At 45.4% G+C, this 15,810-nt stretch carries 13 protein-coding genes; 8 read left to right on the top strand and 5 right to left on the bottom strand.

The window, feature by feature from the left end:
- Nucleotides 1–17: 17 nt before the first annotated feature.
- The 3 genes from ABXT60_RS10830 to ABXT60_RS10840 form a co-directional block, all read right to left on the bottom strand.
- A complete protein-coding gene (locus ABXT60_RS10830; protein WP_443630159.1) occupies nt 18–1,175 on the bottom strand; it encodes a DUF1501 domain-containing protein in 1,158 nt (385 codons plus the stop codon).
- Nucleotides 1,168–2,619, bottom strand: coding sequence for a DUF1800 family protein (locus tag ABXT60_RS10835; protein ID WP_443630160.1), 1,452 nt, complete (start codon nt 2,617–2,619; stop codon nt 1,168–1,170). Before ABXT60_RS10835 ends, ABXT60_RS10830 begins: the two co-directional genes overlap by 8 nt.
- A 213-nt stretch (nt 2,620–2,832) precedes the next feature.
- Nucleotides 2,833–3,621: a DeoR/GlpR family DNA-binding transcription regulator gene (locus ABXT60_RS10840; protein ID WP_443630161.1), complete on the bottom strand. Its 789-nt coding sequence runs from the start codon at nt 3,619–3,621 to the stop codon at nt 2,833–2,835.
- 185 nt (nt 3,622–3,806) lie between these two features.
- On the opposite strand from ABXT60_RS10840, the gene ABXT60_RS10845 reads away from it, so the two are divergent.
- The 6 genes from ABXT60_RS10845 to ABXT60_RS10870 all read left to right on the top strand — a co-directional run bounded on the left by ABXT60_RS10845 (nt 3,807) and on the right by ABXT60_RS10870 (nt 11,135).
- Nucleotides 3,807–4,757: an ABC transporter substrate-binding protein gene (locus ABXT60_RS10845; protein ID WP_443630162.1), complete on the top strand. Its 951-nt coding sequence runs from the start codon at nt 3,807–3,809 to the stop codon at nt 4,755–4,757.
- Between the two features lie 151 nt (nt 4,758–4,908).
- Nucleotides 4,909–5,196 (top strand): hypothetical protein, encoded by a 288-nt coding sequence (locus ABXT60_RS10850; RefSeq protein WP_443630163.1) that lies wholly within the window; start codon nt 4,909–4,911, stop codon nt 5,194–5,196.
- A gap of 3 nt (nt 5,197–5,199) precedes the next feature.
- A complete protein-coding gene (locus ABXT60_RS10855) occupies nt 5,200–7,218 on the top strand; it encodes an ABC transporter permease (RefSeq protein ID WP_443630164.1) in 2,019 nt (672 codons plus the stop codon).
- Nucleotides 7,208–8,089, top strand: coding sequence for a phosphotransferase (locus ABXT60_RS10860; protein ID WP_443630165.1), 882 nt, complete (start codon nt 7,208–7,210; stop codon nt 8,087–8,089). Before ABXT60_RS10855 ends, ABXT60_RS10860 begins: the two co-directional genes overlap by 11 nt.
- Nucleotides 8,090–8,097: 8 nt before the next feature.
- Nucleotides 8,098–10,536 carry a GcvT family protein gene (locus ABXT60_RS10865; RefSeq protein ID WP_443630166.1) on the top strand — a complete coding sequence of 813 codons (2,439 nt, stop codon included), beginning with the start codon at nt 8,098–8,100 and terminating at the stop codon, nt 10,534–10,536.
- 134 nt (nt 10,537–10,670) lie between these two features.
- The gene (locus tag ABXT60_RS10870) at nt 10,671–11,135 is read left to right on the top strand and encodes a DMT family transporter (RefSeq protein ID WP_443630167.1); all 465 of its coding nucleotides are present in this window, start codon (nt 10,671–10,673) and stop codon (nt 11,133–11,135) included.
- Nucleotides 11,136–11,195: 60 nt separating this feature from the next.
- Here the strand turns inward: ABXT60_RS10870 and ABXT60_RS10875 are convergent, their stop codons facing one another.
- Complete coding sequence (locus ABXT60_RS10875; RefSeq protein WP_443630168.1) at nt 11,196–12,092, bottom strand: LysR substrate-binding domain-containing protein; 897 nt, start codon at nt 12,090–12,092, stop codon at nt 11,196–11,198.
- Between the two features lie 228 nt (nt 12,093–12,320).
- Between ABXT60_RS10875 and ABXT60_RS10880 the strand changes: the two genes are divergently transcribed.
- Both ABXT60_RS10880 and ABXT60_RS10885 read left to right on the top strand, forming a co-directional pair.
- The gene (locus tag ABXT60_RS10880) at nt 12,321–13,157 is read left to right on the top strand and encodes a TauD/TfdA dioxygenase family protein (RefSeq protein WP_443630169.1); all 837 of its coding nucleotides are present in this window, start codon (nt 12,321–12,323) and stop codon (nt 13,155–13,157) included.
- A 165-nt stretch (nt 13,158–13,322) separates the two neighbouring features.
- Nucleotides 13,323–14,309 carry an asparaginase gene (locus ABXT60_RS10885; RefSeq protein ID WP_443630170.1) on the top strand — a complete coding sequence of 329 codons (987 nt, stop codon included), beginning with the start codon at nt 13,323–13,325 and terminating at the stop codon, nt 14,307–14,309.
- A gap of 108 nt (nt 14,310–14,417) precedes the next feature.
- Here ABXT60_RS10885 and pntB read toward each other — a convergent pair whose 3' ends face one another.
- Nucleotides 14,418–15,803 carry a Re/Si-specific NAD(P)(+) transhydrogenase subunit beta gene (gene pntB / locus ABXT60_RS10890; RefSeq protein WP_443630171.1) on the bottom strand — a complete coding sequence of 462 codons (1,386 nt, stop codon included), beginning with the start codon at nt 15,801–15,803 and terminating at the stop codon, nt 14,418–14,420.
- Nucleotides 15,804–15,810 lie beyond the last annotated feature (7 nt).

A 15,810-nucleotide genomic window follows, 5' to 3' on the forward strand; every position in this document is an offset into this window, starting at 1 on the left:
CCTTTTAAACCAACAATCTAAGCAAATAAGTGGTCAAACACACGGGGAAGGTCTGGTTGCAGGAATACTTGACTTGCAATCACATCATGGTCAATGCCTAACGCCTTTTCAAGGCAGGCCGCACAAACAGATCGATAGTCGATGGTGGCCATCAGGTCTCTTTTTTCAAATTGATCTTGTTTACTTAACCCTGGCCAGTCAGCAATAACACCACTACCAGACAATGCACCCCCCGCTAGCAAACCAACACTCCCATAACCATGATCTGTTCCTCGGGTCCCGTTAACCGCTACAGTGCGGCCAAACTCGGTTAGGGTTAGAATAATTGCATCATCCCAAGCTTTGCCTAACCCACGGCGATAGCCCGCAATCACATCGTCGACCACAACTAACTGGCGTGCTAACCGCCCTGCATCTGTATCCCCTTCTTCAACTTGGTTTGCATGAGTATCAAAATTATCAACACGAATGACTGAGGCTACAGGGCCGTCAGCTTGAGCCATAGCTCGGCCAGCATATGTGGCTAAGCTGGCTGGATCCCTTGGCACTTGCACATTGTCTTCGCTTTTGCGCGCTACCTTAGTAAATATTTGCGCTGCATCCAGTTTATGCCCCATTGCAATCATGTTGACCAAATCAGCTTTTGGCCGACTTGACCCTCGGATACTGGCAGGATAAAAATTATCATTTTCATGATGGCCACGCAAAATTAGTGGCATATCTAAAGACAAAGAGCGCCCCGCAACATCTGCCAGATCTAAAGCCCGCCCTAACCAACCTGTTTTTTCACTAAATGGTGACAAGCCACCACCTTCAATCATATTTTGGCCTTCAAAATGAGACCGCTTGGTATACGGAAATGCCGTAGCGTGCACAGCAGAGGCATGGCCTCTGGCCATTAGCTGGGCATAAAACTTAAGCGATGGATGTAAGCCAAAAAAGTCGTTTAATGGCAAGTAGCCTTCTGGTGAAATGGCCTTGCGCATGCGCATTAGATCTGGGTCACCAATCGGTGGGATCGTGGCTAGGCCATCCATTCCACCTTCTAAAATAATCACCGAGATACTGCCTGGTGGCTTTCCTTTGGCGAGCCCTGCGATAGGTACACCAGCTAAAAATAGTGATGCCGCACCGGCCTTGAGTAGGTTACGACGGCCAGGTATTAATTTAGACATATTCCAACCCCATTAACTCAGGACTACACATAAGGGTAATGAATTGATCCTTAGGCGAAGGGCCCACACTGGCAACCAAAGCTCTCGTTTGCTCTGCGGCGCCAATACGATCCATTATCTTATTGACGGAGGGACGTGTTCTACCATTTTTATAGATAGCGTCAGCAAAACGAACCCGGCGCTCAAACATTTCTGCAGACATCCATTCTGCCTTATCATTAGGGTAGCCATCAGGCTGCCGCAGGCTCCAAAAAGATTGGCCTAATTCTTCAAAAACTTTTTTAGTATGCATCAGTTTGTCATCATAATGATGTGTATTTTCCCACCCTTTAAAGTAAGTCGCTCCAGACAAACGAACAACCTGGAACAGCCAGGTCATTGGCCACAGAAATTTTGCATCAGGTGAATTAATGGCAAGTTTAAGCACTTGAGTGTGAATGGTGTTTAGATCACCGTTACTCTGGTGCCACACTGATTTAACAGACTCAATGTGAGCTTTAGTGGGGCTATCACTGATAAAGTGGTGACACAATTTAGTAGAAATATAGTTAATGGTGTGATCATGACTAGCAAGAAAATCTGTTAGCTGACGCAGACCACTGCGGCCAGCATAAATGGTTTGGCCCATCACTTTTTTGGGACCAGGTTCTGCCCAACGTTTTTTGTAAGCGTTCCAATGATTATTGCTACCCGTTTTTTCACGCATAGCGGACAATTCTTCCCCAAAGTCGATACCCCAACCAGCTAATACTTGAGCAGCTGCACGAATATCGTCTTCAGAATAACCCGCCGCAACAGAAACGGTGTGTAGCTCTAACAACTCGCGCCCTAGATTATCATTTAAACCTGCTTGGCAATCTGGTTTGCGACGACAGTGTTTGGCTTGTACTGAACGCTCGCCCGCACTCCACACATTATCCAAATAGGTCAGCATACCTGGGTGAGTAGTCATGCCATACAGCATATCAGCAAAGCTGCCATTGAGCTTAGCAAGGATACCTTCGTCAATGGCATGGCCAATTAATTGACCCGTATCAAAAGTATTACCAATGGTGAAGTGATTAGCCCAAAAAGACGTTAACCGCAGCTTAACTTGATCTGCACCATAGACATTGCGCTGAACAAACCTATGTTCATCTTTTTCTTGCATTAAATTTTCGTGTCTATTGGCTTGGCGTGCAGCCTCTGTGTCTTGCCCATTTTTACCCTCTCGTTGCTGTTTTTTTAAGGCCCTGTAACGACGCCACATACCCGCACGTTTGGATAAATTTGGCTGCAACTCATCTGGCCATTGCGTCACTTTGGCACTGGTGTTAGCGATGCCCAACGCAGGCGATGGCGCTCGAAGCTGCTGCTCAATCCACCCTTCCATATCTTGCGGCACATTCTCATCATACCGAAACATCAGGCCGATTTTTTGAGCGATAGTAAATTGCTTGTTCATGCTAGAGACCACCTCTTGTGGCTACATAAAGAGAAGTTAATGAAAATTTAATAACCAACCAATCTAAAAAATACCACAATTAATATAACAATAATGCTTAATAAATGTTGAGTGCTTAGTTTCTTAAAGTCTTATATCACGACTTAACCAGCAGCTGCGTGTCGTAAACTACAGTTAAAAACTCATGGGAGGGGACAATTAGTTTAGTAAAGACTAGGGTTCTGGTAATACAGTAGAAATTGAGTTTTCAGTCAGCATCGCTGAAATATCATCACCTGGTGCTTGGTCTGTTATCAGAAGATCAAACTGGCTTGGATCCTCCACAGCAATAGGTGCGCGCTGTCCAAACTTACTGCTGTCAGCGATAATAATTCGTGTTTGCGCCCGGGCTGCAGCTTCGCTGGAAAGGTCAGCTTCCTGAATATCGTGCAGCATAAAGCCAACATCTGCGTTTATAGCGCCGATCGAAAAAATCGCATAGCGTACATTAAAACGGCGAATGAAATTAATAGCATTTGCGCCAAATGCACCGCCATCATGAGGCCGCAACTCACCTCCAGCAAAAAATATTCGGTTATTGTTGCGGGTGGCCAATGCATGGGAAACGGCAAGAGAATTAGTGACAATATAGAGGTTCTGGTGATTACGCAGGGCCATAGCAACATAGGCGGTGGTGGAACCAATGTCCAAAAATAAAGAATCACCGTCAACAATCATTTCAGCAACTTTTTGAGCCAACCGCTGTTTAATTGCAGCATTTTGATCCATGCGTAACTGAAAGGGTTGTTCAGTTACTGTAAGGCTCTGAGCTAACAGCACTCCTCCATGCACTTTTCTAACAAGAGACCGGGCAGCTAGCGACTTAATGTTTCGGCGGATTGTCTCATCAGAAACACCCAGTCGGTCGGCAAGAAAACTAACGCGACTTAGGCCTCCCGCCAAACGTAATTCTCGCAGAATTTCTTGTTCTCGCTGGTTTGAAGTAGTAGGAATTGTTTGCATATTCTTCTCATAAATGGATAAAGCGGGTGTATTCAGCAAACTAAATACCCTCGCTTAACAACATTATAATATCAAAACCACACTATATTATATAATTTGTTGACAAGTGTGGTTTTTGAAGTGAAACTAAAATCAATGAGCAAGTCTCGCTCAATAGAATAACAATAACATAAGAGGAGCCTTATATGAGGCATATTATTAAGAGTACATTGATTGGAGCTTTGGCTGGAACACTCCTGTCAGGTGCCACTTTAGCTGACATTGGATCTTCAGATCCAATAAATCTAACCCTACATGATTGGTCTGGCCAGTTGATAAACACTAAAATTATGGGTTCAATTTTAGAAGAGGCCGGATACAACGTTGAATACGTTCAGGCTGATTATATTGCCCAGTTTGCAGGTCTGAAGACTGGCGATTTAACATTAGCGATGGAAATTTGGGCCACAACGGGCCAGGAAGCTCTAGATGAAGCCACTGCAACAGGCAAAGTAGTCAACGCGGGCGAGACTGGACTGCAGGCTATAGAGGAATGGTGGTATCCACTTTATATGAAAGAGCTTTGTCCAGGCCTACCAGATTGGAAGGCGTTGCAAGGCTGTTCTGAAGTATTCTCCACAGCTGAAACTGCGCCAAGTGGACGCTATGTTGGTGGGCCTGTAACTTGGGGTGGCTTTGATGACGAACGAGTTGAGGCACTTAACTTAGACTTCGAAGTAGTCCACGCGGGTACAGATGCTGCCCTGTTTGCCGAACTTGAGTCTGCTTACCAACGTAAGGCCCCAATCATTTTGTGGGTTTATGTGCCACATTGGGCCCCAGCCAAATACGATGGCGAGTTTGTTGAGTTTCCACCGTTTTCTGCTGAATGTTACTCAGACCCTTCAGTAGGAGTTAACCCTGATGCAGCTTACGACTGTGGTAAGCCACGTGGCCCCATATGGAAAGCAGCATGGGCGGGAATGGAAGATAAGTGGCCAGACGCTTTTGCTGCTGTTCAAGCTTACACCCTGACCAATGAAGAAATGAGTGCTATGGTTGGCGATGTGGACCTTAATGGCCAAGACATTGATTCTGTAGTCGCCAACTGGATGGCTAGTAACAAGAACCGGTGGAGTGGCTGGATCGCTAAATAAAATAGGCAACAACTGAAATACCTCAGGGCTGGTGTCTGGTCCTGCGGTATCTACCATCCCCCTATAAATCGTTTTTTATCAATAAGATACACGCAGCTTTTGAGCCATATTAATAGTGCGGTATCAATAACCCTAAACACAGGTTTTTCACATGACCGGCCAAGCCAAATTTTCCTCTCATAATATGTGGAAACTTTACGGTCAAAGTACTGAAAGTTTTCTGGAAAAAAACTCACCCCTAACCTTAAATGTAATCACAACTTTTAGCTGTATTATGGCTAAAGGCAACGGTGTGTTCGGTGAAATAATCTCAAACAGTACTAAAATTGCAGTTTTTAAGTCAGGCTTAACTCTGGGTGTGGTGAACAAAAGTAGCAAGATCACTGGAAACATATTTAAAAAGAAAGGAATTTCAGCTCTTTTTTGGTTTGAGGATTAGGATATGGGTATGGGTGTAATGCGGATTCCAAGGTCAGCCTTTATCTGGATTAGCCTATTTTTCATAACCCTTATTTTGGCCAACTATGGGAAATTAGTAGCCGATGCTATTAGCATGAACTGGCTAGTTAAATACCCCAAGGTATGGGTATTCCCTCTCAAAGACTACGTTTCGTTAGCCATGCAGTGGCTCGTTGAAGACGCCACTTTTGGACTATTCACTTTTACTGAAGCAACCCGTGGACTATCTTGGGTAATTGAGCAGCCCTATAACTTTGTACGTGCCCTTCTATCCGAAGGCTTTGAACGGGGCTTAGGGAAAAGTGCGGTACAAGTGTTGCCACCCCTTAGCTGGTTAACGGTACTATCTGCTGTGATTGCCCTTGGCCACTATGCAAAAGATTGGACACTGGCTGCAATTGTTGGTGCGTGCTTTGGTTATTTGGCGATTTTTGGTCAGTGGGACAGCGCAATGATAACACTTGCGTCTGTCGTGATCGCCGTGCCAATTGGGGTGGGAGGCGGGCTGTTGTTTGGTATTCTGGCCTATCGCCACCATTGGTTTGGTCGCCTATTAAAGCCTGCTTTAGATCTAATGCAAACTATTCCAATATTTGCTTATCTTGTTCCAATCCTATTTATGTTTGGCTTTGGCCCAGTATCCGCCCTTGTTGCAACAGTTATTTATGCAATGCCACCTATGGTGCGTATTACCACAATGGCACTGCAGTCTGTTGACCCAGAAATTACAGATTTCGGATTAATATGTGGCTGCACACAATCTCAGATGACTTGGCGTATTCTTATACCATCGGCCCTTGGAAGCCTCATGGTTGGTGTCAATCAGGTAATAATGCTGTCGTTGAACATGGTGATTATAGCGTCGATGATTGGGGCTGGAGGACTTGGATTTGATGTATTGGCCTCACTGCGCCGACTGGATATTGGTGGCGGATTTGAGGCCGGCATCGCCATTGTTATTATGGCTATAGCAATAGATCGCCTGAGCCAGGCCTTCGCTGAGCGCAGCACTAGCTACGTGCACCCCAAAATTAGGAATAGGATATACCACCGCCATCCCCGCAGTATGATCGTTCTCACAGTGCTGATTTTCTCAATGGTAGTTGGTTTCTTTATCCCTATGTACCAACATTACCCTGAGAGCCATACTATCACTACTGGTGCATTCTGGGATGATTCAATTAAATATTTGAATATCAACTATTTCGATCAGTTTGAAGCGGTGAAAATATTTTTCCTTAAAAGTTTTATGTTACCTACAAAACGCTTTTTTATTGGTATTCCATGGCCATGGATGACGTGTCTTTTGGTTTTTATTGGATGGACGTTTGGTGGTTGGAAACTTGCGTTGATGAATGGGCTGATGACATTATTTATTGTTACAAATGGCATGTGGGCCAAAGCAATGATCACCGTCTATCTTTGTGGAGTATCTGTTGTAATTGCCTCAGTTATCGGTATTCCGTTGGGCATTTTGGCAGCTGTTAATAAGCGAGCTGGAAAAATCATTGGTGCTGTGATTGATACGTTGCAAACACTTCCAAGCTTTGTTTATTTAATTCCTGTAGTCATGTTGTTTCGTATTGGAGACTTTACCGCAATGATTGCCATTGTCCTTTATGCTCTGGCTCCAGCCGTACGTTATGCAGCCCATGGTATTCGCTCAGTTAGTTCCGAGCTAATTGAAGCTGGAATTGTGTCTGGCTGCACCCCAACACAAATTTTGACTCAAATTCGCCTTCCGCTAGCCCTGCCTAATATTCTTTTAGGAATCAACCAGACTATAATGCTAGCGCTTTCAATGTTGGTAATTACGGCGCTCGTTGGCACCCGTGACCTTGGCCAAGAGGTTTATATCGCTCTGACTAGAGCCGACACAGGACACGGTATTATCGCTGGACTTTCGATTGCCTTCATTGCGATTATTGCTGACAGGGTTATATCAGCATCTGCTAAAAATGCCCGTATTCGTTATGGACTGGAGACGACACATGGCCACTAATACGCCTTTGAATAGGATTAAAGCAATACCACTTTGGCAAGGGGAAATTTCTGCAACTCCTTTGGCTGGCGGGATCACTAATGTAAATTACCTTGTGACCAACGGAGGTAAAAAATACGTGGCGCGTTTGGGCGAAGACATCCCTCAGCATCACGTCATGCGTTTTAACGAACTATCTGCTAGCCGCGCAGCTCATACAGCAGGCTTATCGCCCGCTGTTATTTATACCGAACCCGGCATTACTGTTCTAGAGTTTATTGAGTGTGCAACCTATTCTCCAGAAGATGTTCGTAAACCTGAAAACCTGAAACGAATACTGCCGTTAATTAAGACGTGTCATTTAGAGGTGCCAAAACACCTGCGTGGCCCTGCACTTATTTTTTGGGTATTTCATGTTATTAGGGATTATGCAGCGAGCCTAAAAGATGCCAAAAGTTCCTACCAAACATTGCTACCTGAACTGATTAAAATGGGTAACCTGCTAGAAACTAATGCTGGCCCATTTGATATGGTTTTTGGCCACAATGACTTGTTGGCTGCCAACTTTCTGGATGATGGAGAGCGTTTATGGTTGATCGACTGGGATTATGCCGGATTTAATTCACCACTTTTTGACCTTGGTGGGCTGGCCTCTAATAACGAACTTAATGAATCTCAAGAAATATGGTTGCTGGAAAACTATTTTGAAACACCTATTTCATCGCAGCTACTGCACCGCTACACCGCCATGAAGTGCGCATCTTTGCTGCGTGAAACCATGTGGAGCATGGTGTCTGAAATGAGTTCTGACATTGCCTTTGATTACACAAGTTACACCAGCGACAATCTTATGCGGTTTCGTACTGCTTATAACAACTACAATCAAACATGAGACCCACTATGCATAATCTACCTAGCTCTTCCAAAACTATCATTATAGGTGGGGGTATTATTGGTTGCTCAACCGCATACCATTTGGCCAAAATCGGCGTAGAAACCGTTCTGCTTGAGCGTAAAAAACTCACCTCTGGGACCACATTTCATGCTGCTGGTCTGGTTGGGCAATTGCGCTCTAACGCTAACATCACACAGCTTTTGGGCTATTCGGTAGAACTTTATAACAAGATAGAGCAAGAAACTGGGCTTAGTACTGGCTGGAAGATGAACGGTGGTTTACGCTTGGCCTGTACCAAAGAACGCTGGACTGAAGTAAAACGTCAAGCAACCACAGCCCACTCATTTGGGTTGGAGATGGACCTACTAACGCCCAAAGAAGCACTTGACCTGTGGCCATTGATGAATATTGATGACGTGATAGGTGCCGCATTCATGCCTACTGATGGCCAAGCTAATCCTTCAGATATTACTCAAGCCCTAGCCAAAGGGGCACGTATGGCTGGCGCCAAGATATTTGAAGACACTAAGGTTTTGGATCTGGAAATAGACAATGGCAAAATTAAAGCTGTCATCACAGAACATGGCCGCATTGAATGTGAAAAAGTGGTGGTGTGTGCTGGGCAATGGACTCGGGAATTCGCCAAACGGTTTGGTGTAAATGTGCCGTTAGTGTCAATGGAACACCAGTATATGGTGACCGCAGAAATTGAGGGTATGCCTAAGAACCTGCCAACCCTTCGAGACCCAGATCGTCTAACCTATTACAAGGAAGAGGTTGGTGGGCTGGTAATGGGAGGCTATGAATCAAACCCTATCCCCTGGGCAACTACAGGAATTCCTAAGGGTTTTCACTACTCTTTGTTGGATAGCAATTACGATCACTTTGAACAGTTGATGGCATTATCCTTGGGTCGTGTTCCAGCTCTTGAACGTGTGGGCATCAAAACCCTGACTAACGGGCCTGAAAGCTTTACGCCAGATGGCAATTTTATTATCGGTGAGGCGCCAGAATTATCAAACTTCTTCGTGGGTGCGGGCTTTAATGCTTTTGGCATCGCCGCAGGGGGTGGCGCTGGCATGGCACTGGCAGAATGGGTGCATGCAGGTGAACCTCCCTATGATCTTTGGTCTGCCGATATTCGCCGTTTTGGACGCCCGCACTTTGATACGGACTGGGTGCGCACGCGCACAGTAGAGGCTTACAGTAAACACTACACAATGGATTGGCCACACGAGGAAAATCAGTCTGGGCGTCCCTGTCGCCAATCCCCACTTTATGAAACCCTAAAAGATCAGGGGGCCTGTTTTGGAGAGAAGCTAGGTTGGGAGCGGCCCAACTGGTTTGCTGATGCAGTGTATGGTGAAACTGCGCAGGATGTTTACAGCTTTGACCGACAGAACTGGTTTAACGCGGTAGGCAGGGAACATAACGCTGTTCGTAAGACTGCTGTGTTGTTTGATCAAAGCTCGTTTGCTAAGTTTTCCCTTAAAGGCCCTGATGCCTTGGAAGCACTTAGCTGGATCGCTGCCAACAATGTTGCCAAACCTGTTGGATCACTTATTTACACTCAAATGCTTAATGATCGTGGCGGCATTGAATGCGATCTTACCGTTGCACGTGTAGCCAATAATGAATATTACATCGTCACTGGAACGGGTTTCGCAACCCACGATTTTGATTGGATTACCCGAAATATTCCTGCTGGCCTTAACTGTCAGTTGTTTGATATCACCTCCTCAAACGCAGTGCTGTCGTTAATGGGGCCTACCGCACGTGACATTTTGCAACTGGCAACGAACGACGATGTTTCTAATACCCGTTTCAAATTTGGTACTGTGAAAACAATTAGCATTGCGGGCTGTCCAGTACAGGCCATGCGTGTAACTTACGTTGGTGAATTGGGCTGGGAACTGCACCTTCCCGTAGAATACGCCACAGCCGTATACCAAGTAGTTATGATAGCAGGGAAACATCACGGGCTCATCAATGCAGGTTACCGCGCCATCGAAAGCTGCAGGCTAGAAATGGGGTATCGCGCCTGGGGTTCAGACCTAGGTCCAGATCACACACCATACGAGGCTGGGCTTGGTTGGGCGGTAAAAATGGCGACAAATCAGCCCTTCAAAGGTCGTCAGGCTATGGCGTTGCAAAAACAGAACGGGGTTAAGAAAATGTTGGCAGGTTTTACAGTTAATGATCCAGATGTTGTTCTTTTGGGCCGGGAAACCATATACCGTAATGGCATACGCGTGGGCTGGTTATCCTCTGGAGGCTTTGGCTACACGGTAAAACAGTCCATTGGATATGGTTATGTCCGCGATCCAAAGGGTGTCGATAAGGATTACATTGAGGCCGGAGACTATGAGTTGGAAGTTGCCGCCGTCCGAATGCCCTGCAAAGTGCATTTAAAACCTCTGCTAAAGACCTCTATAAAGCATTAAGCACCGGTGTTGAATACAAGTTTAGACCAAGGTGCTATTGTTGAGTGCTGTTGCTTTAATACTCAGCCCTAACAACAGCTAAGCTTTTAAGTTTGAGGTTGCTTACAAGAGCAGCCTTTTAAGAGAAACCTTTTATGAACAATGTTTTATTCTATGCATCATTGATGCTGATTGCAGGTTTAGGTATTCCCGTAATGGCTGCGTTAAATGGAGGTTTAGGAACTAGGCTACAAAGCCCGGCATTAGCGTCTTCAATTTTACTCTTGGTTGGGTTTGTTATTGCCACTTTATATTTACTGTCATCAGCAGGTGTGCCCACTAAGATATTTGGTAGTGGTACCCCCTGGTATTATTACTTTGGTGGCTTTTTTGTTATGTTTTACATTATGACAATCACCTGGGTTGCACCAAAATTTGGGGTTTCAAATGCAGTGTCCTTTGTTCTTCTTGGGCAATTAATTGCCATGAGTGCTATTGATCACTTTGGTTTATTCGGTTCTCAGACCTACAGCATAGATACACGGCGTATTGCTGGGCTGGCGGTTATGGCATTAGGCGTATTTCTTGTGCTTGGTAAAACTCGGGATCTGGCAGGTTAAAGGTAACACACCATTTCATCACCCGAATGCTGTTAGTTCTACTAATGGTTGTAGAGCGGGTTATTCAGTGAGCAGCCAGTCTACAAAATGTCTCTTTGCTGGCAACATATCTTGAGCGTTGGCCTCTACTAGGTAATAGTCCCAATCGGAGGTTAGGCTAAAGGCGCTCAAAGCCGTGAGCATACCACTCTCCACTAGATCGCCTACCAGAGCACCCCAACCTATGCCTACCCCTTGGCCTGCAATCGCGGCCTGAACCAAAAGGGTATAGTTGTTGAAGGTCAGTACGGGTTCGCTAGGGATTACTTGACTGCGTCGCTGGTTGAAAAATCCACGCCAATTTAACCAGCCATGACCCCCATCATCGCCTAGTTTTAATAGCGGCAAAGTGGCCAGTTTTTTGTGACTTTCTATGGGGCCATATTGAGCTAATAATGACGGGCTACAGACTGGAAAAACAGTCCCTATAGACAGAAGATGTGATCTGTAATTGCTGGGCTTGCCTTTGGCAAACACAATGGAGATGTCAGTGTCTTGTGCAGTGAAGTCTAGCTGGTCTTGCGAGGTGACAATTCGCACCTCTACTTCAGGGTGCAACTCACGAAATCGAGGTAGCCTAGGCAACAACCAAAATGCTGCAAACGCGAAATCAGTTGCAACATTAATGCACTGTCGTGAACGAGTTTTTTGCAGTCTTTCTAAGCAGCTTGTCATCTGTCCAAAGCCAGATTCAACAGCTTCATATAGTTGCTCACCGGTATCGGTTAGAACCACCCCTCGGTAGATACGCTTAAATAATTGTAGTTCCAGTTGTTGCTCTAGACCACGTATTTGTTGGCTTACTGCCGATTGGGTTGAACCCAGTTCTTTGGCAGCGGCAGTAAAATTTAAATGACGTGCGGCTACCTCAAAGATTAATAAACTTTGAGCCGAAGGCATAAACTTCTTTAATAACATTAGCTCACCTTATGGATTCATTAACTTTGACCTAGTTTACACATTTATTTTGACTGTTAAAATAGCCGATTCTCGGGTCTTCCAACTTTACTGGGACCTGGCAAAAAACATATGGAGCAAGGCCCATGTCCAAACAGAACACTATATTAATTTTCATGGCGAACCCAATGGCGCTTTGCTCGCCCGGTTACATTCAGACCCAACAACAGTGCTTGAGTATTAACTAAGATGAAAATTGAACAAGTGACACCTGCTATTGGTGCTGAAATATCAGACATTGATCTCAACCATCTTAGCTCAAAAGAGTTAGACGATATTTATGGGGCGCTAATTGAGCATAAAGTAATTTTTTTTCGTGACCAAGATCTAACACCAAAAGCACACTTAGCCTTTGCCAAAAGCTTTGGTGAGCCAGAGCCCCCTCACCCAATTTATCCAAGCATTGAAGGTTATGAAAATATTGTCTTACTAAAAAGTGGTGCTGGCAGCAAACCAGACACCAATGATTGGCACAAGGACATGACGTTTAAAGCTAACCCACCCTTCACCAGTATATTACATGCCATTCGAGTACCTGATGTGGGCGGCGATACCATGTGGTCTAACACCAACGCGGCATTCACTGCGCTGCCATTAATGTGGCAAAATTATTTAGCCGGCATGGAAGCGATACACGACATAGGCACCTTTAGAAATGACCTGTATTTTAAAGGTGGCATTGAAGCCGTGAACGATGGCCTTAAGCGCACTGGATCTGCAGTGCATAAGGTTGTTGATACTCACCCTGTGAGTGGGCTCAAATACCTCAATGTGAATCAATCGTTTACCCGTCATATTATTGGAGAAGTTCAAGGTGAGAGTGATCGAATACTGCAATACCTATACCAACATATGGCCAAGCCTGAGTTTCAGGTGCGTTTACGCTGGCGTAACAATACTGTTGCCATGTGGGATAACCGTATCACCCATCACTATGCAATCTCTGACTACTTGCCTAACGTAAGGCACATGCAACGGGTCACAGTGTTACACGATAAGCGCGAGCCGAAAGATGCGTCAAATTAGTTAGCGACCCACCCAATTCTATGACCACCCCTTTTATGCAGGTCCACTAGAGCACAACTTTTTAGTCTGGCACGTTTATTAAACAAAGCGCACTTGGACTGACTTTAACTGTGATGTTAAAGTTGGGTTTAATAGTTAAGTTGTCAGCGTTATCTGGAGTAGCAGATGAATAACCGAGCACTAGTCATTGATGTCACCCGTGGTGGATTTATTGAAAGTCGCCATCAAGTTATTGCTGTTATTAGTGATGCCAAAGGCAAGCGCCATAGCCAATGGGGTGATGCAGATCAGCAGGTGTTCCCCCGCTCTACCGCTAAACCACTGCAAGCGCTACCACTCATGCTCAGTGGTGCTGTGCAGGACCTTAACCTAAGCCAGCAACAAGTGGCGATGGCGTGCTCTAGCCACAATGGCGAACCTCAGCACAGCAATCTAGTAACCCAATGGCTTGACCAATTGGGCATGAGTTCTGAACATTTAGAATGTGGTAGCCATTGGCCTTTATATCAGCCTGCTACTGTGGCCTTAGCCCAATCTGGCGTGCAGGCCTGCGCAGTACACAACAACTGTTCGGGTAAGCACTGTGGTTTTTTGAGCTTTGCTCATCATCAAGGCATCGATCCAAAGGGTTATATTAACCACCAACACCCTGTTCAACTAGCAGTGAACGATGCGATGGGGCGCATGATGGACCTTAAAGTAGCAGACTACCCTATGGGTATTGATGGCTGCTCTATTCCTACCTATGCCCTGCCCTTACCTAGTTTGGCCATGGCGTTTGCTCGCTTTGGTACTGGTGAACAACTACCAGACGACTGGCAGAAAGCTTGCCACAGCCTATACCAGGCTATGGTCAATGAACCCTTTTATGTGGCGGGTAGTAAACGTCACTGCACTTATGTTATGCAAGCCTATGGTACTCAAGTGGCTTGTAAAACTGGGGCTGAGGGCGTGTTTGGTGCAGCGATACCGAGCCTTGGCTTGGGTATTGCATTAAAAGCCTTGGATGGCACTAGTCGCGCAGCAGAAGTGGCACTTAATGTGCTATTAAATCACTTGCACCTAACGCCCACAGACCCTCATTTTGAGCAATATTTAGAGCTGCATAACTGCAACAAAATTCATGTGTCAAATGTGCAGGTGGCATCATAGAAGGGTAAGTAATTTTAGCGTTACAGCGCTAGCTTTTTCATAAGGCACAAAAAAGCCCATAGGCCATTACTTCAATGGCCTATGGGCTTTTTAAAAACAACTATGTCATCAAAGATTACTGGCTATTTGATCACACGATGCTTTGGCATCGCCAAATAACATTTTACTATTGTCCATAAAGAACAAAGGGTTTTGCACTCCCGCATAACCTGATGCCATACCACGCTTAAATACAATCACGTTTTTAGCGTGCCACACTTCCAGCACTGGCATACCTGCTATGGGACTGCCAGGTTTTTTCGCGGCGGGGTTAACCGTGTCGTTGGCACCTATTACAAGCACTACATCGGTGTTTGCAAAGTCTTCATTGATTTCATCCATCTCTAAAACGATGTCGTAAGGCACTTTAGCTTCTGCCAACAATACATTCATATGGCCTGGTAAACGCCCAGCAACAGGGTGAATACCAAAGCGTACTTCTACGCCTTGAGCACGTAGTTTTTGGGTAATGTCTTGCACTTGGTATTGCGCTTGCGCTACCGCCATGCCGTAGCCTGGGGTAATAACCACAGACCGAGCAGTGGTTAACATACTGGCCACTTCTTCGGCAGTAGTAGGCTGTACTTCGCCTTCTTCTTCGTCATCGCTTGCAATAGGGTCGTTACCAAAACCACCCGCTATTACAGAGATAAATGAACGGTTCATAGCCCTACACATTATGTAGCTCAAAATTGCACCAGAAGAGCCTACCAAGGCACCTGTGACAATCAACAAGTTATTACCTAATAAGAACCCTGCTGCTGCTGCTGCCCAACCAGAGTATGAGTTAAGCATAGACACGACGACAGGCATGTCTGCTCCACCAATTGATGCCACTAAATGCCAACCAAACACTAAGGCTATAAGAGCCATAATAACTAGGTAGGTGTCGTTGCCACCTTGGTTAACAAATTGCACCAGCATCACCGCACTGACCAGCAAAGCCAGTAAATTTAGCTTGTGGCGCTGTGGCAGGTTAAGGGCTTTGGATGACATAATACCCCTTAGCTTACCAAAGGCTACCACAGAGCCGGTAAAGGTGACTGCACCAATAAACACTCCCAAAAATACTTCTACCAAGTGAATGTTTTGCATTACTGGTGTAAGCACTTGAGAATGGTCTAGATAACTATTCACACCCACAAATACAGCGGCCAAACCCACAAAACTATGGAGTATTGCTACTAGTTCGGGCATTTCCGTCATAGCCACTCGTTTAGCCATGTAAACACCAATGGCAGAGCCAATGAGCATGGCAATAAGAATGTAGCTAAGGCCTGTGGTGAGTGCCATAACTTTTGGGCTTAACAAAGTAGCCAATAACGCTAACGCCATGCCTATGATGCCAAGCCAAATGCCGCGTTTGGCCGACTCTTGTTGGGATAGCCCACCAAGGGCCATAATAAATAATACAGCGGCGATAACGTAAGCTGTGATAACCATACCTGCTTGCATTGGTCGT

This window comes from Candidatus Njordibacter sp. Uisw_056, assembly GCF_047730085.1.
Lineage (GTDB): Bacteria > Pseudomonadota > Gammaproteobacteria > Pseudomonadales > Balneatricaceae > Njordibacter.